General features: G+C 63.5%; 21 protein-coding genes and 1 pseudogene. 16 read left to right on the top strand and 6 right to left on the bottom strand.

Annotation, left to right across the window (positions count from 1 at the left end):
* The first annotated feature begins 171 nt into the window (after window positions 1-171).
* From FE256_RS08785 to FE256_RS08860, 16 genes and pseudogenes are all read left to right on the top strand, one after another.
* Window positions 172-714 (top strand): signal peptidase II, encoded by a 543-nt coding sequence (locus tag FE256_RS08785; RefSeq protein ID WP_138174773.1) that lies wholly within the window; start codon window positions 172-174, stop codon window positions 712-714.
* Complete coding sequence (locus tag FE256_RS08790; RefSeq protein WP_138174775.1) at window positions 711-1,043, top strand: DUF6804 family protein; 333 nt, start codon at window positions 711-713, stop codon at window positions 1,041-1,043. Before FE256_RS08785 ends, FE256_RS08790 begins: the two co-directional genes overlap by 4 nt.
* Window positions 1,040-1,627 carry a TlpA family protein disulfide reductase gene (locus tag FE256_RS08795; protein WP_138174777.1) on the top strand — a complete coding sequence of 196 codons (588 nt, stop codon included), beginning with the start codon at window positions 1,040-1,042 and terminating at the stop codon, window positions 1,625-1,627. The genes FE256_RS08790 and FE256_RS08795 overlap by 4 nt, the downstream gene beginning before the upstream one ends.
* Complete coding sequence (locus FE256_RS08800) at window positions 1,624-2,388, top strand: cytochrome c biogenesis CcdA family protein (protein WP_138174779.1); 765 nt, start codon at window positions 1,624-1,626, stop codon at window positions 2,386-2,388. Before FE256_RS08795 ends, FE256_RS08800 begins: the two co-directional genes overlap by 4 nt.
* Before the next feature lie 133 nt (window positions 2,389-2,521).
* Window positions 2,522-4,051 carry a cytochrome c biogenesis protein ResB gene (gene resB / locus FE256_RS08805; RefSeq protein ID WP_308288882.1) on the top strand — a complete coding sequence of 510 codons (1,530 nt, stop codon included), beginning with the start codon at window positions 2,522-2,524 and terminating at the stop codon, window positions 4,049-4,051.
* Window positions 4,052-4,061: 10 nt separating this feature from the next.
* Window positions 4,062-4,988, top strand: a complete 927-nt coding sequence (locus FE256_RS08810) for a cytochrome c oxidase assembly protein (RefSeq protein ID WP_138174783.1) — start codon at window positions 4,062-4,064, stop codon at window positions 4,986-4,988.
* Window positions 4,985-6,553, top strand: coding sequence for an apolipoprotein N-acyltransferase (gene lnt / locus FE256_RS08815; protein ID WP_138174785.1), 1,569 nt, complete (start codon window positions 4,985-4,987; stop codon window positions 6,551-6,553). Before FE256_RS08810 ends, lnt begins: the two co-directional genes overlap by 4 nt.
* A 748-nt stretch (window positions 6,554-7,301) precedes the next feature.
* Entirely contained in the window at window positions 7,302-7,988 is a 687-nt protein-coding gene (locus FE256_RS08820) for a copper resistance CopC family protein (RefSeq protein WP_082822872.1), read from the top strand.
* Between the two features lie 511 nt (window positions 7,989-8,499).
* Window positions 8,500-8,826: a M23 family metallopeptidase gene (locus tag FE256_RS18450; RefSeq protein ID WP_230005412.1), complete on the top strand. Its 327-nt coding sequence runs from the start codon at window positions 8,500-8,502 to the stop codon at window positions 8,824-8,826.
* Complete coding sequence (locus FE256_RS08830; protein WP_230005413.1) at window positions 8,823-9,275, top strand: DUF4307 domain-containing protein; 453 nt, start codon at window positions 8,823-8,825, stop codon at window positions 9,273-9,275. The genes FE256_RS18450 and FE256_RS08830 overlap by 4 nt, the downstream gene beginning before the upstream one ends.
* A gap of 56 nt (window positions 9,276-9,331) precedes the next feature.
* On the top strand, window positions 9,332-10,270 hold the full coding sequence (ccsB, locus tag FE256_RS08835) for a c-type cytochrome biogenesis protein CcsB (RefSeq protein ID WP_138174827.1): 939 nt from the start codon (window positions 9,332-9,334) through the stop codon (window positions 10,268-10,270).
* A gap of 110 nt (window positions 10,271-10,380) precedes the next feature.
* Window positions 10,381-12,222, top strand: a complete 1,842-nt coding sequence (locus FE256_RS08840) for a bifunctional copper resistance protein CopD/cytochrome c oxidase assembly protein (protein WP_171024270.1) — start codon at window positions 10,381-10,383, stop codon at window positions 12,220-12,222.
* Between the two features lie 63 nt (window positions 12,223-12,285).
* Window positions 12,286-12,735, top strand: a pseudogene (locus FE256_RS08845) (MIP/aquaporin family protein); the annotation flags it as partial.
* 18 nt (window positions 12,736-12,753) lie between these two features.
* On the top strand, window positions 12,754-14,139 hold the full coding sequence (locus tag FE256_RS08850; protein ID WP_138174789.1) for an FAD-dependent oxidoreductase: 1,386 nt from the start codon (window positions 12,754-12,756) through the stop codon (window positions 14,137-14,139).
* Window positions 14,136-14,528 carry an arsenate-mycothiol transferase ArsC gene (locus FE256_RS08855; protein WP_138174791.1) on the top strand — a complete coding sequence of 131 codons (393 nt, stop codon included), beginning with the start codon at window positions 14,136-14,138 and terminating at the stop codon, window positions 14,526-14,528. The genes FE256_RS08850 and FE256_RS08855 overlap by 4 nt, the downstream gene beginning before the upstream one ends.
* A gap of 141 nt (window positions 14,529-14,669) precedes the next feature.
* On the top strand, window positions 14,670-15,482 hold the full coding sequence (locus tag FE256_RS08860; protein WP_138174793.1) for a hypothetical protein: 813 nt from the start codon (window positions 14,670-14,672) through the stop codon (window positions 15,480-15,482).
* 254 nt (window positions 15,483-15,736) lie between these two features.
* Here the strand turns inward: FE256_RS08860 and FE256_RS08865 are convergent, their stop codons facing one another.
* The 6 genes from FE256_RS08865 to FE256_RS08890 all read right to left on the bottom strand — a co-directional run bounded on the left by FE256_RS08865 (window position 15,737) and on the right by FE256_RS08890 (window position 22,676).
* Entirely contained in the window at window positions 15,737-16,546 is an 810-nt protein-coding gene (locus tag FE256_RS08865; protein ID WP_138174795.1) for an HAD-IIB family hydrolase, read from the bottom strand.
* Window positions 16,547-16,846: 300 nt separating this feature from the next.
* On the bottom strand, window positions 16,847-17,761 hold the full coding sequence (locus tag FE256_RS08870) for a ketose-bisphosphate aldolase (RefSeq protein ID WP_138174797.1): 915 nt from the start codon (window positions 17,759-17,761) through the stop codon (window positions 16,847-16,849).
* Between the two features lie 194 nt (window positions 17,762-17,955).
* Window positions 17,956-19,410 (bottom strand): mannitol dehydrogenase family protein, encoded by a 1,455-nt coding sequence (locus tag FE256_RS08875; RefSeq protein ID WP_138174799.1) that lies wholly within the window; start codon window positions 19,408-19,410, stop codon window positions 17,956-17,958.
* 25 nt (window positions 19,411-19,435) lie between these two features.
* Window positions 19,436-20,311 carry a carbohydrate ABC transporter permease gene (locus FE256_RS08880; protein WP_138174801.1) on the bottom strand — a complete coding sequence of 292 codons (876 nt, stop codon included), beginning with the start codon at window positions 20,309-20,311 and terminating at the stop codon, window positions 19,436-19,438.
* Entirely contained in the window at window positions 20,308-21,264 is a 957-nt protein-coding gene (locus tag FE256_RS08885) for a carbohydrate ABC transporter permease (RefSeq protein WP_138174803.1), read from the bottom strand. Before FE256_RS08885 ends, FE256_RS08880 begins: the two co-directional genes overlap by 4 nt.
* A 53-nt stretch (window positions 21,265-21,317) precedes the next feature.
* Window positions 21,318-22,676, bottom strand: coding sequence for an ABC transporter substrate-binding protein (locus FE256_RS08890; RefSeq protein ID WP_138174805.1), 1,359 nt, complete (start codon window positions 22,674-22,676; stop codon window positions 21,318-21,320).
* Window positions 22,677-22,690 lie beyond the last annotated feature (14 nt).

Below are 22,690 nucleotides of genomic sequence, written 5' to 3' on the forward strand. Positions count from 1 at the left end.
ACCCTCACTTCACCGCGACCCCCCGCGCGGACGGTCGCGGAGTGCCCACCGGTGGCGGCGAGACCGCCCCCGTAATGGGACTTTCCGTAGTGGCGCTCATTCTCGGCAGCGCGTTCGTCATGCTCCTCATCACGGCGCGGCGAACCCGCCATCTCCGGAGGAGCCAAGAGAGTGACCGCTGAAAAAACGCGACCGTTCGCCATCGCCTGCATAGTGGCAGCGGCCGCGGTGTTAATAGATCAGTTCAGCAAGGCCGTTGCCCTGACCGCGCTTGCAGACGGGCGGCGGGTGCCCGTCATCGGGGACGCATTCGGTCTGCAACTCGCTTTCAACCCCGGCGCGGTGCTGGGGGCAGGTTCGGGTATGACCTGGGTTCTCACCGTCGTAGGCGTGGCAGCCGTCGCCGGGCTTTTCGTTATGGCGGCCCGCGCGCGAACGGCGGGCTGGGCGGCTGGTGTGGGGCTAATCCTCGGCGGAGCTGTGGGCAACCTCATTGATCGATTCATGTCGCCACCCGGTTTCGCTGTCGGCCACGTCACCGACTTCCTCGCCTACGGGGGTCTGTTCATCGGCAATCTGGCAGACATCTTCCTTGCCTCTGGAGCGATAGCGGTCGCCGTGCTGCTCCTGCTTCGCCAACGCACGAATAGCGGCGCTCAGGTCGAGCCCGCCGGGCCACCCCCGTTCGATGTTTCCCCGGAGGACAAGCAGTGAAGAAGACGAAGACGCCATCTCGGTACCAAAGGAACGCCCTCGCCCCCGGTCTGATCGCCGCAGCCGCTCTGTTCGTGTCGCCGGCGCTATTGGACAGTAGTTGGTTCACTGTCGTGCGCTTCATCGTGGCGATTTTGGCGCTCATCGTCGCCTCGTTCGCCTACCAAGAGCGGCAGCTGTGGTGGGTGCCGGTGTTCGCGGTAATCGCAGTGGTGTGGAATCCGGTGCTTCCCCTTCCCGCTGAAGGTGTCCTGTGGACCGCGGCACAACCCGCAGCCGCAGTCATCTTTCTTGTCGCAGGAGCCACCATCAAGAGGGAGCGGGCATGAACCGCAAACTCATCGCCCTCGGCGCGGCGCTCATCATCGTGGGCATGGTGACCGGTTGCACAGCCACGGCCCAATCATCAGACGCGAGCGCGGGCGCTTCGTTCTCTGATGGAGATTTCCAGGTAGCCGAGATCGCCGTTGCGGACAGAGGCGAACCCGTTCAGTTCGAAGGCGTCATCGAAACCGGTGAAACCGTCACCAGCGACGACTACCGAGGTGAGGTGCTCGTTGTGAACTTCTGGTACGCCGCCTGCGGACCATGCATCGTCGAGGCTCCCATGCTTGAAGAGGTCTTCCTACGTTTCCAGGACGAGGGGGTCGACTTCCTCGGGGTGAACACCTACGACCAGGCTGAGACAGCACTGTCGTTCGCGCGCGAGAATAAGGTCACCTATCCCAGCGTCATCGACGTCAATGACGGCCAGGTGAAACTCGCCTTCGCGCAGCTCACCCCGATTCAAGCCACACCCACAACGCTCGTGATGGACCGCCAGGGTCGTCTCGCCGCCCGTATCATCGGCCAGCTCCCCAGCGCATCAATTCTGTCCAGCATTGTCGCCGACACGTTGGCGGAGGCGCCATGAGCGCCGGGACGCTGGTCGTTGACGGCGCGCTCTGGGTTGCCATTCCCCTCGCCCTGTTCGCCGGTCTCATCTCCTTCCTCTCACCCTGTGTCCTCCCACTGGTCCCCGGCTACCTCGGATACCTCGGCAGTGTCACCGCCCTCCCCCCCGCACCTGGCAAAGACGGTGTGACAGCGGTCGCCACACGCCGACGGCTCGTGGCAGGCGTCCTCCTCTTCATCGCTGGATTTACCGTGGTCTTCGTCACCGTGACCGTCCTAGGAGGACTATTCGGGGTCGCGCTTCTGCGCTACGGCGATCTCCTCACCCGCGTGTTTGGCGTCGTGAACATCGTCCTGGGGCTGACTTTCATGGGCGCAATCCGGCTCGGACAGAGCAGTGTCCGCCCTGCCCTCCGTGAGCGAGCCGGGCTTGTCGGCGCCCCTCTTCTCGGACTCTCACTCGGTGTCGGCTGGACGCCCTGCATCGGCCCCACACTCGCAGCGATTCTGTCCCTGTCATGGAACCTTGGTGACCCCGCACGAGCCGGGCTTCTCGGTCTGTCCTACTCCCTCGGCCTCGGCGTGCCCTTCCTCGTGCTGGCACTCGGATGGGGGTGGGCCGCGCGATCCGTCACAGTCCTCCGCACCCACATCCGCGCACTCAACCTCATCGGAGGTGCCGTGCTCATCCTCCTCGGGCTGCTCATGGTGACGGGCGTGTGGACCTCACTCATGTCACTTCTGCAACAGGTGGTAGTCAATGTCCCCCTCCCGCTCTGACACCCGCCACGCTGACTCCGACCCGCGGCGACCAGCGGACCACTCTGACGGGGCCACGGACGATCAGGACAGCCCCCAGTTGAAGCTCGATGGTAAAGGGTGGCTCCGCTGGACATGGCGCCAGCTCACCAGCATGCGCACCGCGCTCATCCTCCTGCTGTCCCTCGCCCTGGCCGCAGTGCCAGGTTCACTGTTTCCACAGCGAGGCGCCGACCCGAACGGCGTCATCCAATGGGAGCGCAGCAATCCCGAGTGGTTCCCGTTCCTCGATGCAGTCGGACTCTTCGACGTCTACTACTCGCCCTGGTTCTCGTCCATCTATTTGCTGCTGTTCGTATCCCTTATTGGATGCGTCATCCCGAGAGCGAAACACCACTACCGCGCTCTCAAAGGCCAACCTCCGCGCACCCCCATCCGGTTCGCTCGACTCCCCGAACACCTCGAGCGTGCTATCCCGGAGCACGTTACCCCCGCCGCAGCGCTGAATCTTGCCGAAACAGAACTCACCCGGCGTCGCTATCGCGTGCGTCGCTACGACGGGAAGGGGTGGACCTCCGTTTCGGCCGAACGCGGGTATCTCCGAGAGACCGGCAACCTGCTCTTTCACATCGCCCTGGTCGGCGTGCTCGTCTCCGTCGTCGTGGGCAAGGCGTTCGCCTACACCGGCCAACGTGTCGTGGTGGAGGGGACAACGTTTGTTAACACTCTCAGTGACTTTTCCTCCTTCGACCCCGGCCGTTTCGCGGACGGATCCAATCTGACGCCGTACTCTCTCACGCTGGACCGTTTCGACGTCACATACCAGCCGGCCGGCTCTCCGGGAGGTGGACAAGCGGGCGACTTCGCCGCCAACGTCACCATCCGATCGCCAGGAGCGGATGCCCAGACCGAGCGGGTAGTCGTCAACTACCCGATCACTGTGGGGGGTGACCGCATCCATCTCCTCGGGAACGGCTACGCACCTACCCTCACCGTCCGGGACGCGGAAGGCCAGATTGTATACAGCGACTCACTACCCTTCCTTCCCCAGGATTCCAACATGACCTCACTAGGTGTCGTCAAAGTTCCGGACGGCTTGCCGCAGCAACTCGGGCTGATCGGCTTCTTTTACCCCACGCAGGACACCTTGCCCTCAGGTGCCGCCACCTCGATCTACCCCGACGTCATCAACCCCGTCATAACCCTTAACGCCTTCGCAGGCGACCTCGGTATCGATGATGGAACCCCCCGTTCCGTCTATGCCCTGGCAGTTGACGAACTCACGCAACTCACCGGCGGCGACACCGGACAGGACTCCATCGAACTCAGGCCCGGCAGTACCAGTGCGCTGCCTAATGGGTGGGGCACCATCACATGGGAGGAAGCAGACGGCGCTCCGGTAAAACGGTTCGCGTCTTTGCAGATTCAACGCGACCCCAGCAGCGGCTGGGTCTTGGCATTTTCTGTGTTGGCTTGCGTCGGGTTGTTCACCGGACTTCTCATACCTCGTCGCCGTATTTGGGTGAAAGTCCATTCGTCGACCACAACCGACTCGATGATCTCGGTGGAGTACGCCGGTCTCGCTCGAGGAGATGACCCCGGGCTTGCCCGTGCGGTCGAGCAGTTAGCGGATGCCCACGCACAAGCATGCGAGCGGGCGAGTGTGGCCGCGCAGTCACGGTAGGTCTACAGCTATGAACACGTCCCCTGAGTTCGGTGACTACCTGCTGCTCGCAGCGAACCCGTTGACTCTTTTACCGGTCGCCGCGACGATGATGGCCGCCATTTACCTCCTTGGGGCGTCACGTCTGTGGCGGCAGCGTCGTCGGTGGTCGGTGTTGCGCACGGTGAGTTTTGTCTCAGGCTGCGCAGTCCTCGCTGCCGTCACCGGCCTCGCGGTAGAGGACTACGGCGAAGCTCTACTTTCGGTGTTCATGTTCCAGCAACTGACATTGATGATGGCTATCCCACCGTTGCTCGTGCTCGGTTCCCCGGGAGCCCTTCTGCTGCGCGCAACTCCACATCGCGGCGTCGGTAGGAGCATCCTCAGATTGGCGCACGGCGCGTTGCGATGGAAAGGGTCAAGATGGGCTCTCAGCCCCTGGGTTGCATTACCTGCCTACCTCGCGGCCTTCTACGGCCTGTATATTGCCGATCTGCTCGATCCCGTCCTAGCCCTACCCGGTGGCCACACCGCTTTGGAGGCGGCGTTCTTGGTCAGCGGAATTCTGTTCACCATTCCTGTGCTTTCTACAGATCCGCTGCCGGTCCGCATGAGCCACGGCGGTCGGGCGCTCGACCTTTTTGCCGAGGCAGCGTTGCACGCCTTTTTTGGGGTGTTCCTCATGATGGCGACCAGTCTGGTGGTGGGAACATTCGCTGAATCGACCATGGCTTTGGGCATTGACCCGATCGAGGATCAACGCGTAGCCGGCGGTCTCGCGTGGTCCTATGGCGAGGCGCCCACACTCATCATGATCCTGATCGTGATGCACCGGTGGTTCCGGCACGATTCCGTTCGTGACGCCGCTGCAAGCAGGTGGGCGGATGCCCACGGGGACCCGGAGCTCGACGAGTACAACGAGTACCTGCGCCGGCTCGAACAACGTGGGTCCGCATGACAGCACTTCGAGGGCCAACCGGCGACCTGCGCAAACCCTCTATGTGGACCGGCGGCGTGGGTACCTTGCCCGTGACGGCGGCGTTGCCCTTGGCGGCAGCATCGGGGTTGCTAATGGATGCGGCCACACCGGACCTCGGATGGTGGCCGCTTGCTTTCGTGAGCGTGACGATCCTGCTCGCAGCTCTCCTCGGAAGAAGCACGCTCGCTTCTTTCGTCGTGGGGTGCGTCTTCGGGGCCGTGTTCAACCTTGCCCACCTCATATGGGTGGCCCAGTTTCTCGGACCTGTGCCCTGGTTGGCCCTCAGCGCGCTGCAAACGGTACTCATCGGTGTCGGCAGCGTGACCATCACCCTCGCTTACCGTTGGGTCAAAGTACGCAGGCTCGGCGGAGTGTTGGACCTGCTGGGTATCCCTGCTCTGGTCGCGGCCTTGTGGGCCGCGCGGGAAGTGCTTGTCGGAATGTGGCCGTATTCGGGGTTCCCCTGGGTACGGGTAGGAATGACGCAAGTGTCGGGACCTTTTCCTGAGGTGGCGTCCTGGGTGGGATCGACGGGTGTGACTTTCCTCGTGGTGGGTGTGTGCGCCGCGAGCGTGCAGGCCCTCCGGCCGGGGCGTCGCACCCTGCGCGCAGGCCTACCAGCGCTCGTGGGTGTCCTACTCATGGCGGTCACACCCCAGTACGCCACCCAGACCGTCGGAACGTTTACTGTCGGGTGGGTCCAAGGCAACGGGCCGGCAGGCTACTTTGACGACCGCGACAAAGGCGACATGCTCCGAGCCCAAGCATCAGCATCGAAAGCGATTCTGGGCCAGCGGATGGACCTACTCGCCTGGCCGGAAGGCTCCGTAGACATCGACCCGGCGTCCTCAGAACCCACGCGTCGACTGCTGGGTGAAATATCCGCCGCATACGGTGCCCCTCTCCTGATCAACGCGGCAACCACAAGAGGCGAGCAGACCTTTAACTCGACCATGCTGTGGGAAACGGACGGTAGCGAGCAGACCTACGACAAGATCAACCCCGTCCCGTTCGGTGAATACGTGCCCGACCGGTGGCTGTTCGAACGTCTCGCGCCTGACCTTGTCGGCCTGATCCAGCGGGAGTACAGCCCAGGCAGATCGGCGCCAGTGATGGATGTGGGAGACACCCGCATAGGGTTGGCGATCTGTTTTGACGTCATTTATGACGACGTGATCTTTGATGCGGCACAGCGAGGCGCGCAGGTCTACATCTTCCAGACAAACAACGCCGACTTCCGCGGAACAGACGAGAACGTGCAGCAGCTGGCCATCGCGCGGATGCGAGCCATCGAAACGGGGCGCGCGGTGGTCAATGTTTCCACTGTAGGAACGAGCCAAGTGATCAATCCCGATGGTTCCATCGTGGAGACCATCGGGGTGGACACGGCCGCTGGGCGAGTGAGCGAGGTGCCGCTACGGGCAGGAATCACGCCGGCAAGTTGGCTCAGCCCCATCGTCGAGACTGCAATGGTCGTCGCGTCGGCCGTTGTGCTGTTGTGGGTCCGTCTGCACATCCACGTTGGTGCGCGGAAACGGTCGTGAGCTGGACGGACAGCAGACCTTGTCGCACACCCCGCACGGGGAGCGCACACTCCGCCTCCGATGCCAAGCTGCCCCGGCCCGGCTGCGATGTGCAGCCCGGGTTGATACCATCGCTGCGATGCTGGTGACCGCGGGAAGCGCCCCACTCGTGGGCAGTACCGCCTCCGTCGTGAGAATGAGGATCATAGCCAGCCTCCTCTTGTTCTTGATGTGTCTTATCGCTGTGTGGTCAAGCAGCCACTCGGATGCTTCCGCGAGGTCTGATGCCACCTCCCCAGCCCTTACGTTGGAGAGCGGTCACAGTGGTCAGGCAGTTTTAGATGAGCCCACCGGCGACGTTGTCGTCAGCCTGGCGCAGGCTCTCCCGGCGGCGGCTGTGGCGCTATGCCTGGTAGGTGTGTGCGTTGCGGGAATGGTACTGGAGCGTCGCTTCCGTCTCATGAGGGTGCAGCTCAGTGCCATCCGCTTACCTCGACGCGCACGGCCTCAAATTGTGTGTACTGCCCGCCCACGCTCTCAGACGCGAAGTCTGATCGAGCTGTCTCTTTCACGGACCTGATCCGTGCCGGCGCTCCGAGACTCACACCTTCTCAGCTGATGTGATGCCAGCGAGGGTGTGGTCAAACGCATTCTCCCACCCCTTCGGGCGCGGTCGTACGGATGCACTCGGAGCGTTCTAGGTCCGATTAATCGACGACTGCCGTATGTGCTGGATCCCCGGGCACCGCAGTCTCACTGAAAGACACCCATGCACAAGCTTTTCGCTACCCGTTCGCCTCGCTGGTTCGCAGCCGCCGGTATTGCTGTGATGGCTCTATCCGCGGCACTTGTCTTGCCCAGTTCGTCGCCGGCTCGTGCTCACGACGCCCTAGTTACGTCCTCTCCAGCAGCGGATGAGGTCGTCACGTCGATCCCGACCGAAGTCTCGATGACATACAGCGGCGAGGTTTTTGACGCCTCTAGTGCCATCGTGGTGGAAGTCATCGACTCCGCCGGAACGAACGTCGCGCTGACGACTCCCGTGGTCACTGACACGAAGGTGACCCAGGCAGTGGAGCCACTCTCGTCGCCAGGCGTAGTCACGGTTCGCTGGCGCGTGGTCTCCAGCGACGGTCATCCGATCAGCGGTGAATACGCGTTCACTGTTGACGCTCCTGTGGCACCTTCAACGTCCGCGGAACCGGAAGCCTCTGCGATTGCGGCTTCCCCCTCCGCACCCGGGCAAAGCCCAACCATCTCTTCGACGCCAGAGCAGAGCGCGATGGCGGGCGCCGTGGCGGAGGTCGATGAGCCGACAAGCAGCATCAGTGTTCCGCTCGTAGTGACGGGCGTCGCTGTCGTCATTCTCGGCGCGGCGGCGCTTGTCTTTTTCTCGTCCGGACGGCGTCGGCGACAGCAGGTGAAGCAGCAAAAGGGCACCGTCGATGAGCAGTGAGACCCAGTCGACACACCAGCCACTCCTCCTGACACGAAGGGAACGGCGCCACGCTAACGAGCTCAGGATGCGTGACGCGCGGAGCGTTCGCCGTCCGAAGGCCGCGCGCGCATTGGGCGCCCGTCCGCTTGTTGCGAGTGCGTTGGCGCTGGCGCTCATGTTTCCTCTAGCGCTGCCGGCGTACGCGGCCTCACCTGTCGCGGAGACCGAGTCAACCTTGCAGCAAGCTTCTGCGGACGACTCGCAACAATTCACCGCGTCCTCCGCGCTCCCCGCTTCGCCCCTCGACAGGCAGAGCTACGCAGCGACCTCTCAGGACGAGATCGAGCAAAAGAGGGCGAGAGACGCTGCGGCGGCCGCGGCCGCAGCAGCACGCGCAGCTCGACCCGCTACCACCCTCGCTGCTGAACGGGTAGTCCCCGTCCTCGCCGCCGGTAGCGGGGTCGTGCGCTGGCCGTTGACCTCGACGTTCAGAGTGACGGACCGATTCGGGGCCAGAGGCGGGGCGCACATGGGCACCGACATGGTGACCCAGGGTGGCACGCCGATCTATGCGTCCGTAGCTGGGACGGTCGGTGTCTCGAGCGAAAGCTATGGCGCCTACGGCGTCGCTGTCACCGTTGAGTCCGTCGTCGACGGCCAACGTATCCGAGCCGTCTACCCGCACATGCAATACAACAGCAGACAAGTCGACAGCGGCCAGGAAGTACAGGCGGGTCAACTCCTCGGCCTTGTGGGAAGCACCGGCCGATCCACTGCGAACCATTTGCATTTCGAAATGACCGTCAATGACGTCGCCGTGGACTCCCTGGCCTGGTTGGAAGCGAATGCTCAGTGAATGAACGCGCCCTCACCATGCGCGGTGGCGGGCGTCGCGCCGCATCGCAGCGAACCGCACTGCAGACGAAACTCGACGACCGATACGGCCGCACTTCCCGTCCCTGGCGTCGCCGGGTTTTCTGGATCGGTGTCACGGTGTTCGCAGCCGCCGCCATTGCGTATCTGGTCTGGATCACGCTTCGAAACAGCTTGGACGACATTTCCATCGCCGAGACCGGTTACCTCGTCGTTGACGAGCGGGCTGTGGCTGTATCTTTCCAAGCCACCCCTCCCTCCGGCGTACGGTTCGCGTGCGCCATTCAAGCCTTGGACGAGGATTTTGGCGTCGTAGGGTGGCGGGTCGTCGAGTACGACCCCTTCCCCGAGACCACCCGATCCTTCACCGAACGCGTCCCGACCCTCGCCCTGGCAACCACCGGCACCGTCAAAGAGTGCTGGACGATTTAAGGACTTCCCTCGTGACCGAGTCAACCGCCCTTACCGTTGATGGGCTGTCCCTGCTGATGGTGTGGACTGCCATCGGCGTTTATGCGCTCGCCTTTGCGGCGTATGCCATCGATCTTGCCGTGCGCGTGGCTCGCGTTGAGGTGCCCGCCGCAGAGCTCGTCTCGGTCGGAACCCCTGCTCCACCGGTGGCGGCCCCGACGGCCGCGGTGCAATTGCAAGTGCCGCCACGTGATCGCGAACGTCTCGTATGGGCTCGTATCGGAACCGCCCTCACCATCTTAGGGTTCGTGCTGCAGCTGAGCGGGGACGTCCTTCGAGGCATCGCCGCAGCCCGCGTGCCGTGGGCGAACATGTACGAATTCGCACTCACCGGCACTCTTCTCATCGTCGGTGTGTTCCTTTTCGCCCTTCGGCGGTACGACCTGCGCTTCCTCGGGTCCTTCCTGCTTGGGATGGTCGTCCTTCTTCTCGGTGGTGCGACCTTGGCGTTCTACGTCGAGGTCACCCCTCTAATGGACCCGCTACGTAGCGTGTGGCTTGTCATCCACGTCTTCGTAGCCTCCCTTGCGACCGCGCTGTTCGCCATCGCGTGCGGCCTGTCCGTGACGCAGGTTCTGCAACACCGGCGCGAGAATCGCTCCTCCGTCAATACGCGGCGGGGTCTGCTTCGAACCCTGCCCACCTCAGAAAACCTGGAAGCCCTGGCCTACCGGTTCGCCATCATTGGCTTCATCTTTTGGACTTTCACCCTCATTGCCGGCGCTATCTGGGCAAACGACTCCTGGGGGCGCTTCTGGGGTTTTGACACTAAGGAGGTGTGGACTTTCATCATCTGGGTGCTGTATGCCGGGTACATCCACGCCCGTGCCACCCGTGGGTGGCGCGGTAACCGATCTGCATGGCTGTCCATAGTTGGGTTCGCTGCGGTGCTGTTCAACTTCACCGCCGTGAACATGTTTTTCAAGGGTCTGCACGCCTATTCGGGGCTGAACTGATGTCTACCTCCGGCGCCAAGCTCGGGCACGCCCATCCTCCGGTGACGGCCGGGGCGCCTGGCTCCACGCGGCGTCCGTCTTTGCAGCCGCGCCGTTGGAACGTGTACCGCGTGAGTGCCCTCTTCATCCTTATCGTCAGCGCAGTCGTTGCATTGGTGTGCGCTCTCGCGGTCGGCGGTGGGGCGGCCCCCTTGCAACTGGCCGACGCCGGTCCCCTCATACGGTGGGGGCTGCCAGTGTCGAAGCTTGTCGTGAACCTGAGCGCCGCGGGAATGGGAGGGGTGCTCTTTGTCGCCTTGTTCACGTTGCGCGTCGAACAGCGCGGGTTCGAATTGGCGTTGGATGTTGCCGCGGTGTCCGCCGCCATCTTCACTGTGGCATCTGCTGCTACTGGCTTTTTCAGCTTCATGGTCATCTTCAACCCCGCATTGGATGCCGGTCCCGAGTTTGGGTCTCAGCTGGGCCGATACCTCGTACAGACCGAGGGGGGACGTGTGTGGTTGATGACGACCATTGCGGGTGCCATTCTCGCCGTGCTCACATTTTCGGTGCGTTCATGGGGCGGGACAGTGACCGTGGCACTTCTCGCACTCGCAGCGCTCGTCCCGATGGGAACACAAGGCCACTCAGGTGATGAGGCCTCTCACCAGCAAGCCACGACAACCATCGTCATCCACATCCTCGCCGCAGCGATCTGGCTCGGTGGTCTGCTTCTGCTGGCGGTCATTCGGTCCGTCACTCCCGAGAGTGAGATGGCGACAGTCTTGGTGCGATTCTCTACCATCGCCGTCATTACTTTTGTGCTCGTCGCGTTCTCGGGCACGGTTCGCGCCGCCATCGGCCTAGAAAATCTGGGCGCGCTCGCCTCCGCCTACGGTCTCATTCTTATCGTCAAGGTTGTAGCCCTTACTGCCATAGGTGTTCTGGGGGCGATCTATCGACGGCGTCTACTCGGAAGGATGCGCGCCAATCCCGGCGACTCCAAAATTTTCTGGCTGCTGTTGTGTGCGGAGTTGGGATTGATGGGGATCGCTAGCGGAGCTGCTGCCGCTCTTGCGCGAACGCCACCGCCCATCCTCCCCGAACCTGTAGGCGCGCTCACACCGGCTCAGGTACTCACCGGCGCTCCGCTACCTCCTGAGTGGACCATGTCGCGTTGGTTCACGGCGTGGAGCCCTGACGTGCTGTGGTTGGTCGTGGCCGTGCTCGGACTGATCTTCTACGTACGCGCAGTGCTGAGGCTTAGGGCTCGCGGACACCTGTGGAACCCCTGGCGGTCGGTCGCGTGGGTGGCAGGGACGCTCCTGCTGGTATGGATCACCGGAGGAGCGCTGAGCACCTACCGCAGCTACATTTACAGCGCGCACGTCTTAACGGTCGTCATCCTCTTTGTGGGGGTGGTGCCCCTTCTCGCAGCCGGCGCGCCGATGCAGCTCGCCCGCACAGCGGCCCAACGTCGCGGCGACGGCAGCAGGGGAGGATATGAATGGGTCCAGGGGCTCGTGCATTCGCGAGGGGTGCGGTTCGTTTCAGCGCCGGTTGTCGCCGTCCCAGCCGCAGCTGCGTTGGTTTGGCTGCTTGTCAGTTCCGGCCTCCTCCGTTGGTGGGCAGGAGATCTCCTCGGGCGGCAGATGACTACGGCATTAGTCCTCCTTGTAGGTTCTCTGCTCGTGCTTGGCTTCGTAGGTGACTATGAGGCTGCTCGTGGACCGGCAGCGGTGAGGCTGTTGATGATTCTCGGTTTGGGCGTGGCAATGGCGGCTGTCTCCGTGTACATCATCACTGCGGGCCTCATGGCCGCCGACTGGTTCGGAGCGATGGGGCGCACTTGGGGTAGAACACCGGTCGAGGACCAGGACCTCGGTGGAGTGATCCTGGCCGTTGGCTCCGCAAGCGTGCTCGTATTAGGTGGGTGGGCGGTGCTACGCACGCAGCGGGAACAGACGATCTAGCGTCCTTCCCCCGGCGTCGACAAGGAGCGCCCGCGACGGACTACAACAGCTGCCCGAGTCCGTTACTGCGGAGTGCAGCTGCTCGGCGGCATGGGCGGGGCGGTCCTCGCGAATGCGATGTTCGAGGTCCCGACCGCGATCGCGACCACCGAGCGCGTCACCGCCGGGCACCTGCTGGGGGAGATCGTCGCCACGGCGGGGCTCGTGCTCGTCATCCTCTCCCTCGCCCGCACCAACCGGGGACCGCTCGCGGCGGCCGCGGTCGGTGCGTACATCGGTGCCGCGTACTGGTTCACGTCCTCGACCTCGTTCGCGAACCCCGCCGTGACCCTCGGCCGTGTCTTCACCGACACCTTCGCCGGCATCGCCCCCACCTCGGTCCTGCCCTTCGTCGCCGCGCAGCTCATCGGCGCCGCGATCGGCGTCGGTCTGGCGCTGTTCCTGTTCCCGGGTGCCGCGCGGGCGGCCGGTGACCTCGTGGTCCCCGTCACCTCGACCTCTTCACACACCTGATCTGGAAGGCCTTCTCTGATGCATCTCGTCGCTATCGGCGGCAGCGACGCGGGAATCTCCGCAGCGCTCCGCGCCCGCGAGCTCGACCCCTCCGTAGACGTGACCGTGGTGGTTGCGGACTCCTACCCGAACTTCTCCATCTGCGGGATTCCGTACTACTTCTCCCGCGAGGTGCAGCCCTGGCAGTCGCTCGCGCACCGCACGCACGCCGACCTCGAAGCCACCGGCATGAGCCTGCGCCTGGACACCTTCGCAACGGACATCGACGTCGCCGGGCAGCAGCTCACCGTGCGCACCCCTGACGGCTCTCTCGACCGGATCGGATATGACGAACTGATCGTCGGAACCGGCGCTCTCGCCTCCTCCGCCGGTATCGCCGGCGTCGACCAGCTCGGCCCGGAGGACGGGGGGCACGTGCTGCACTCGATGGGAGACACCTTCGCGCTCGAGCGCTATCTCGATGAGCGCGACCCGCAGACCGCGATCATCGTCGGCGCCGGCTACGTCGGCCTCGAGATGGCCGAAGCCCTCACCGTCCGCGGCCTCCAGGTCACCCAGCTCCAGCGCGGCCTCGAAGTGCTCTCCACCCTCGACCCCGAACTCGGCGCCCTCGTCCACACCGAACTCACCGACCACGACGTGGAAGTCCTCACTCACACCACAGTCGCCTCGATCGAGAAGACCGCCACAGGCCTCGCCGTGCACGCCGACCACAACGGCTCCCCCCTCACCCGCACCGCCGACGTCGTGCTCCTCGTCGTCGGAGTGAAGCCGAACACCGACCTGCTCGCCCGCGCAGGCGCCACCCTCGGCGCCAGCAGCGCCGTCGTCGTGGACGAGGCGATGCGCACGGGCCTCCCGCACGTCTACGCCGCGGGCGACGGAGTGACCACCCACCACTGCCTGCTCGGGGTGACGTATCTGCCTCTCGGGACCACCGCCCACAAGCAGGGTCGTGTGGCCGGGGAGAACGCCCTCGGCGGGGATGCCCGCTTCGCGGGATCGGTCGGCACACAGGTCGTGAAGGTGTTCGACCTGGTGGCCTCACGCACCGGTCTGCGCGAGCATGAAGCCCTCGCCGCCGGGTTCGCCCCAGCGACCACGACGGCCGTCGCGGACGACCACAAGCGCTACTACCCCGGCGCTCAGCCGATCACGATCCGCATCACCGGCGACACCGGCGACGGACGCCTTCTCGGCGCGCAACTCGTCGGACGCCTGGGCACCGAGACCGCCAAGCGCGTCGACACCTACGCCACCGCCCTGTTCGCTGGCCTCACCGTTGAGCAGGTCTCCGACCTCGACCTCTCCTACACACCCCCGCTCGGCTCCCCCTGGGATGCCGTGCAGATCGCCACCCAGACCTGGACCCGCACCCACACCGGAGTAGTGACCCCCGCATGACGCACAATCCCACCGTCCTCTTCCTCTGCCAGCACAACGCCGGACGCTCTCAGCTCGGCGCGGGCCTGCTCGAAGTCCTCGCCGGGGACCGTTACACCGCCACCTCCGCCGGCCTCTCCCCTGCCGACAGCGTGAACCCCGCGATCGCGGCCACCGTCGCAGAACTCGGCCTTGACATCAGCGACCGCACGCCCCGTGCCGTCACGGTCGAAGACCTCGAGACGGCGGACATTGTGGTCGCCATGAAGCCCGGGCTCACGCTCCCTGCCGCGCCCACCGGCCGGTTCCTGGAATGGAAGTTCCCCGACCCGACCGACTGGAGCGCCGAGAACGTCCGGCCACTCCGCGATGCCGTCGCCGCTCGTATCCAGGTCGAACTCCTCGACTAGGCGCGACGCGGAGCGGCGTCAGGACGCCGCCACAGAACGCCAAGACTCACACCCGACAACGAGAGGTGGATACCAGCTGTCACGTTTGGCGATCCCTCTGCGGACACTGTCCGGGGATAGTCACCCCCGTACGCTGAGCGCATGGAGAACCACGCCGCTAACCCCGCCGGACGCCTCTGGTTGTACTTCACGGAGATGACGTCTAGCCCGGCGAATGGGGGGCTGAACAACTACGCGGCGGCCTACTTTCAGACCCGCGGCATCAGCGCTCTGTACATGAAATCGATGGCGGGGCTAATGCAGTTGCCCGACGAGGTCGAGGCGATGGTGGCTCAGATCGAGAGCCCCCCAATCCCCGTTGAGAAGCTGGTGCGACCCCTCGGGAAGGTGCGTGAGTACTTCAACGGTGACCCGCTCGGGGCGAACCCAACCAAGTGGATGTCCAGCTTCGTTGACATCGGAGTGCTCAACGACCTGGAAACGACAAGCCACATCCTGAACTCCTCCGTGGTCAGAAGCAATGAGATTGACCAGGACACCCTTGAACAGATCAAGTCCCTAGCAGCCGACATCATCGACCTGGCGACCGCTGACGAGAGCCTCGATTCAGACGCCAGAGCGGCTTTCATTCGCTACGCGCACCGGATCGCTGAGGCGGCCGACCTCTACAAGGTCCGCGGTCCCCAGGGGCTCGTCGATGAGCTCGACCGCTTTCACCAGAGCGCCCGGCGATTGAAGACCAAACCGAGCCCGACGCTATGGGAGAAGACGAAGCAGCTCACCGGCGTCGTGGTCCTCGCTGTCGAGCTCTTTGGCGCCCCCGCCACAGTGGACAACGCGATCGAGCACTACGGCGACCTGTTCACCCAGCAGGCGATCACCGAGGCGCCCGGACCGCAGCACGCCGATGACATTGTTGAAGCTGAGGTTGTGGAAGACGACGGCGCGGCCTGACGGTCAGTCTCCCTCAGCACACGCGGACACCATTCAACGAAGCGATCTCGAGCCGCAGCACCATCCCCATCCGAACAGCCATCGCACCGAGGTTTTGCATCACGACGGCCCACCGAATCACGGGACCTCGTCTGCGACTTGGCGAGTGATGCGGAACCGATCGGTTTCGCACCACCTGAGTCATGACCTGACGGCTCTGACGTGCCAGAGGGCGCAGCTGACTATGTCGCGGGGTCGTTGAAGAAGGTGGTCCGTCAGCGCAGGCTTTCCAAATACGACCTGCCCCAGCAGCAAACGCTATGGAATGTTTTGCGTAGGAGGTTTTCGATGATGGAGGCGGTGTCTTCCCAGCCATCCACCGCCTGGCAAGCGACACCCATGGCGAGCACGGGGTAGTCATTGCCGTCCGCGTCAAGGCGGTCTCCGATAAACAACATGTCCTCGAGTGCGATACCGGTTGCCTCTGCGAGCTTGCCCATCCCGTAGGCCTTGTCGATGCCCCGGTGGGTGACGTCGATGGAAGTCGATCCTCCTGAGCGCACTTCGAGGTCTGGAAGGCGTGCAGCAACAGCGGCTCGTAGGGTGCTCTTCTTCGTCCCGGTGGGATCCCATGCGACCTTCGCCTGTAAGGGGGCGAATTGTCCTAGCGCTGAGAAGGTGATCTGTGATCCGCGGTCTTCGAGGATGTTCCCCCAAGGAGTATCCTCCCAGAGCTCGAGACGCTCGGCCTCTTCGCGGATGACAGAGAGTATGCGCTGCTTCTCGCTCTGAGCGAGGAAGTGTGCATAGATCTTTTCGATGCCATTGGGCCCAGGACGGTAATACTGGGTGCCGCAAGTTGGCATCAGATGAAAATGGGACATAACTTCTGGCGCGGCCGGAGGAAGGCGATCTACCACCTGGGCGCGGAACTGTTGCAATTGCCCGCCCGAGATAATGGCAACATCCGCTCGTTCCGCAAGAGCGAGCAGCAAAGTGCTCATGCGGGGCGCAATTGCGGCTTTGGACGGCGCGAGAGTATCGTCGAGATCGAAGGCAACTAGTCGCGGGAAGGTGTTTGTCACGAGACCCTAACTCTCGGGTACCGGAATGTGAGCCGCAGAATTGAATCTACTGACTTCTCCATTAGTTGAGATCTTGGAGGGCCTTTCGCGACTCTCGGCTCTTTCTGCGGTCGAGGGAGCGAGCCCAGGATGACGAAACATGCTGGTCACGATTGCTGCGTTGGCTGACCGCCCCGGGATCGTGGCGCGGCTACCTGCAACATCGTCGCACCTGTGCGGCGTGACCCGCATAGAGTCCTCTCGTCAAGAAGTGCAGGTGAGGGAGGAGCTTCGTATAGACGAGCTCCTCCCTCACTTGCATCAGACGGTGAGGGTCTGTCCGACAAGGCCGAACAGGTCGATCTCGCGCGAGGCGGGCTGTCGGTACAGTTCGGCCTTGCCCGTCGTTCCGAGCAGGTCCAGCTTGTGGGCGACGACATCTTTCAGCGCGTTCATCGCGGGGGGCTGGATGGCGTCGGGCTCGTAAAGGCTTTCGTCGCGCAGGACGTTGCGCAGCGCGTTGTGGTACGCGGACTTGAGGTCGCTGGAGATGTTGATTTTGTTGACTCCGCTGCGGGCTGCCTCGGCGATCTCGTCGTCGGGGTTGTTGGATCCTCCGTGAAGGACGAGGGGGATGCCGACGGCCTCTTTGATGCGGCGGAGTCGGTCCAGATCGAGCCTGGGGGTGACGCCGGCGGGGTAGATGCCGTGGCGGGTCCCGATGGCGATGGCGAGCGAGTCCACACCGGTTTCTTCGACGAAGGTGAGGGCGTCGCTCGGGTCGGTGTAGACGATGCCGTCTCCTGTCGTGGCGTGGTCCATGGATCCGATGGTGCCCAGTTCGCCCTCGACGGAGACGTTGACGGCGTGGGCGGTGTCAACGACTCGGCGTGTGATCTCGACGTTGACGTCGAAGGGTTCCATGGACTTGTCGATCATGACGGAGGTGAACCCGCCCTGGATGGCGGCGGCGATCTGAGAGTGGCTGGCGCCGTGATCCCAGTGGATGATGACCGGCAGCGGGGACCGGTGGATGCGCGAGCGCATGGCCTGGACGATGTCGAAGGTGAGCAGGTTGATCTCGTTGGGGTGGATCTGGGCGATGAAGGGCGCCTGCTTCTGCTCGCAGATCTCCATGATGGCGTTGAACATGTTGTATTCGGCGATGTTGAATGCGGGGATGGCGAAGTTGTGGTCGTTGGCGACGGCGAGAAGCTGGTCTCCGGTGATGAGCATGGTGTTCTTTCCTATTCGGAGTGGGTTAGCGGCGGAACACTTTTCGCAGCCAGCTTGTGGCGCGGTGGGTGTGGCGGTCGGTGAATTCGTTAGACAAGCGGAGGGCGTTCTCAGCCGGGTCTGCCCCGTTCGCGATTGCGCGGATTGTGTCGAGGGCGCGTTGCTCGGGACTGGGTGGGTTCTCGTCGCAATTGTCAGGATGTGAGGAGAAGCTCAAGCGCGGCCCGTATTCCCTTCGATGCAATGACGCGTCGCCAGCGGACAAATTCGTCGATGAACGTCTGATCAATGGCGAGCTCGGCGAAGAGTTCATCGTCGCGAACGAACGCCGATGGGTCTTTGTCCGTAGCGAGCGAGTGGATGAAATCTTTTCGGGGGTCCTCGATGACGACGGGTATGAGCGCTGCGCGTTCTGCCCAGGCGGCAATGAGTGCAGCTTGGATGGTGAACTGTCCGCCTTGGCGTCGCTGGTCCCGGATGATCGGCACGATGAAGTTGGGTGCCGAGTTAGAGGTGTTTGACGACAGTCTCGCGATTGTGTCTTTCACCCCGGGGTTGGAGAACCGCTCCAGCAAGGTGGCGCGGTATTCAGGGAGGTCAACTCCGGGTACGGGCGGGAGCGTGGGTTCAGCTTCGAACTGCTGGAACTGTGCGACCGCGGCGTGGATGAGAGGGTCGGCCATCGCTTCGTGCACGTAGTGGTATCCGATGAGGGCCCCGAAAGTTCCGATGACCTGATGGCTAGCGTTGAGCAGCCGCATCTTCATCATCTCGTAGGGGATGACGTCATCCACAAGCTGAACGCCGACTTTCTCCAGTGCGGGGCGCCCGAGGGGGAAGGTGTCTTCAAGGACCCATTGAATGAAAGATTCTGCGGGAACCGGCCATTTGTCGTCGATGCCGTAGTCGCTGGCGGTGAGGGTTCGATCTTCGTCAGACGTGACGGGGGTGATGCGGTCGACCATTGAGTTGGGGAACGCGACGTTGTTTTCGACCCAGGGGATGAAGTCGGGGTCAGCAAGGGCGAGGTACTCGAGCAGGGTGCGTTTGGTGACGTGACCGTTTCCGAGGATGTTGTCGCAGGAGGCAACCGTGTAAGCCGGGAGACCGCGGTCTCGTCGCAGTTTGAGGCTTTCGTGGAGGATTCGGAAGTGGGTCCGTGGGGTTCCTTCACCCGCAGCGTCTGCGAGGACCGCCGGGTTGTGGGTGCGGAAGGATCCGGTGGCAGGGTCGATGTTGTACCCGCCTTCGGTGACAGTCAGCGTCACGATGCGAGTGGATGGTCCGGCGAGCTTTTCCCGGAGTGTGTCGGCGTCATCGGGCACCCACAGGTATTCGGGCATGGAACCGATGACACGGGCATCGATCGTCCCGTCTGGGCTTTTCTGCAACAGGGTGTAGAGCCCGGTTTGGGTGTGGAACGTATTGCGCATGTGCTCATCGCTGGGGAGCACTCCCACTCCGCAGATGGCCCACTCGTCGGATTGACCGTCGTGTAGCAGTTGGTCTAAGTAGTACGCCTGGTGCGAGCGGTGAAAGTTGCCCACACCGAGGTGGACGATTCCTGTGGCCAGGTTGTCTCTGTTGTACGCGGGCAGCTGGGCGGTCCCGGTGTAGGACCCGTCGAGGATGTGGGCTATTTCGGTCACGATACGAGCTCCGTGGGGGTGGGGGTCATTTGACGGCGCCGAGCGAGAGACCGGCGACGAGGCGGTCTTGGGCGGCGAAGCCGACGATGAGGACGGGCAGAGACACGACGATGCACGCGGCGGACAGCTGCGCTAGGAACAGTCCCTGGCTGGTTACGAATCCCGCCAGGAAAACCGGCGCGGTGCCGGCAAACACGCCGGTGAGAGTGCGTGCGATGAGGAGTTCGTTCCAGCTGAAGATGATGCAGATGAACGACGTTGCGGCGATGCCGGGGGCCGCCACTGAGAGGATGACGTGCCGGATGGAGGCGAGGAGGTTGGCGCCGTCGAGTTCGGCCGCTTCGAGGATCTCGATGGGAACCTCGGCGAGAAATGAGCGCAGCATCCATACCGCGATGGGCAGGTTCATGACGGTGTACATGATGGCCAGGAAACCGATGCTGTCTAGTGCTCCGAGGCTCTTGGCCAGGAGGTACACCGGTAGCAGGCCTGCAACGGCCGGCAGGAACTTGGTGGATAGGAAGAACGACATAACGTCGTTTGCCTTCTTCACGGGCTTGATCGATGTGGCGTACGCCGCGGGAAGAGCGAAAATCAGCACGAGCACGGTGGAAAGGAGTGCGGCGATAGCGGAGTTGATGAGGGGGGCGAAGGCGCTGGCACCGCCGGTGAAGCCGAGAACGTTGGCGTAGTTCTCCAGCGTCAGCGGAGCGAACAGGTTGGGGGTGGACGTCGCCGCGGCTGTTTCGGTGTGCAGCGAGGTGAGCAAGGTCCATGCCAGCGGCAGGATGAACAACAGCCCGACAGCCCAGGCGCCGATGCCCACGAGAGGGTGGGCGTTCTTCCGGTGCAGTTTGCGTCGCGCTTTCGCGGGGACGGTGATGAGTGTGGTGCTGGTCATCGCACGTTCTCCTCAGACAGGGAGGTGAGGGAGCGCAGGAACAAGGACATGATGAGGATCGTCCCGGCCACCGTGACTACGCCCATGGCGGAGCCGACGCCGTAGTCCTGCGCTTGGAAAAAGGTTCGGTAGATCGTGTACGGCAGGTTGGCGGTGCCGAATGCGCCGGCGGTGAGAGTGAAGACGGCGTCGAAGTTCTGAAACACGTAGATCGATCCGAGCAGGGTGGACAGCTCGAGGTATCGGCGCACGTGGGGAATGGTGATGTATCGGAAGATGCGCCATCCACCTGCGCCATCGACGCGCGCAGCCTCGATGACATCCCCGGGCTGGCTTTGCAGCCCCGCAAGGATGATCAGCGTCATGAACGGGGTCCACTGCCACACGAGCACGACGACGATGGACGCGATGGGAAAGTCCGTAACCCACGACGGGCCTTGCACTTGCACTCCGACGAGGTTTCCCAGCCAGGCGATGACGCCGTTGATGAGCCCGTAGCTGGGGTTGAGGAGCAGGTGTTTCCACAGCAGTGCGGCGGCGACGGGCACGAACAGGAAGGGCGCGATGATCATCGTGCGCACGATGCCCCGACCTGCAAACCGCTGGTTGAGCAGCAGTGCGATTCCAAGGCCGAGCACGAGGCTGATCAGCACTACCGAGACGGTGATGACGAGGCTGGCTAGCACGGAGCTGAGGAGGGTGGGGTTGGTGAAAACGGTGATGTAGTTCGCGAACCAGGCGAAGCCGATTTCGTTGGGGAAAAGCGGGTTCCAGTTCATCAGCGAGACCACGAGGGTGACGAGGAAGGGAACCTGGGTGAGAGCGATGGTGAAGATGAGGGCGGGGAGCAGGGGAATACGCCGCCGCCACCCGGTGCCGCGAGCGGGGCGCTGCGGCGCGGGGTGTGCGGCAGCGGTCGTCTGCTCTGTGGTGGTGTCAAGGACCTGAGACATCTGCGGCTCCTAGAAGGGTGGGGTGGGGCCCTGCGGCCCCACCCCACGGGTGGTCACTTCTTGTATTTGTCGCCGACGGCTTGCGCCAGCGTCTGCGACTGCTGGAGAGCATCGTCGACGGAGATCTGCCCGGCGACGGCGGAGGAGATCAACTGTGCGACCTGGTCGCCGAGGTCGGGGAACTCAGGGATTCCCACGAACTGCACCCCCAGGTAAGGCCGGGGCTGCACTCCGGGGTTGGCCGGGTCGGGGGCGTTCTCGACGGAGTCCAGGTCCGCCTTCCAGAATGCAGACGCGGCGTCGGTGTACTGGGTGTTCTCGTACAGCGAGGCGCGCTTTCCTGCCGGCACCTGGGCCCAACCGAGCTCCTCACCGACGGTTTCTTCGTACTCCTTAGACGTGGCCCAGGAGATGAACTTCCACGCGGCGTCCTTCTTCTGACTGGCGTTCTGGATTGCCCATGCCCAGGTCCACAGCCATCCGCCCGAGGTGGTTTCCTCCACGGGCGCGGCGACGTATCCGACCTTGCCCTTGACGGGCGATTCGTCGGCTTCCATCGATCCGGCGATAGACGAGGCGTCGTAGAAGATGGCGCTCTGCCCCTGCTGGAAGTTGTTGATGCACTCGTTCACACCCACCTGGGCTGCGCCTTCCTCGCCGTGCTGCTGGATGAGGTCGACATAGAACTGCGTTGCTTCCTTAAACTCGGGCGCCGTCAACTGGGCGTCCCAGTTCTCGTCGAACCAGGTCCCGCCGAAGGTGTTGACCATGGTGGTGAGCACTGCGAGGTTCTGGCCCCATCCGGCGAGGCCCCGCAAGCAGATGCCCTTCGCCCCATCCGTTCCGTCGACCTTCGCTGCGAGATCAGCGATCTGCTGCCAAGTCGGGTTGGCGGGCATGGTCAGGCCGGCCTTTTCGAACAGGTCCGTGCGGTACATAACGAGGGAACCTTCGCCGAAGAACGGTTCGGCGTACAGCGTGCCGTCTTTCCCGGAGAGAGCGGAGGTGAAAGTGTCGAACACGTCGGCCTGGTCGTAGCTGTCGTCCTGGGCGACGTAGTCGGACAGCGGTGCGAGCCATCCGTTTGCGGAGAAGGTCGGTACTTCGAAGGCGCTCAAGCTGGCGACGTCGTACTGGCCGGCTTGACTGGACATCTCCTGGTACATGCGGGCGCGCATGTCGTTTTCGGGCAGGAGGGTGTAATTCACCTTGATGCCCGTCTGCTTGGTGAAGTACTCGTCGGTGAGCTTTTGAATGTTCTGCATGTGGGGCCCGTTGATGGACAGCACGTTGATCTCTTGATCACTGCTGTCCCCGCCGAGAGCCCCGGCTCCGCTGCAGCCACTCAAGACGACCGCCGTTGCGGTGAACGCGGCGGCGGCGACGCCGATTCGGGTGTGTGAACGCCTCATTGCGATTTTCCGTT

Origin of the sequence: Microbacterium sp. 5K110 (assembly GCF_005774735.1) — a bacterium.
Classification (GTDB): Bacteria; Actinomycetota; Actinomycetes; order Actinomycetales; family Microbacteriaceae; genus Microbacterium.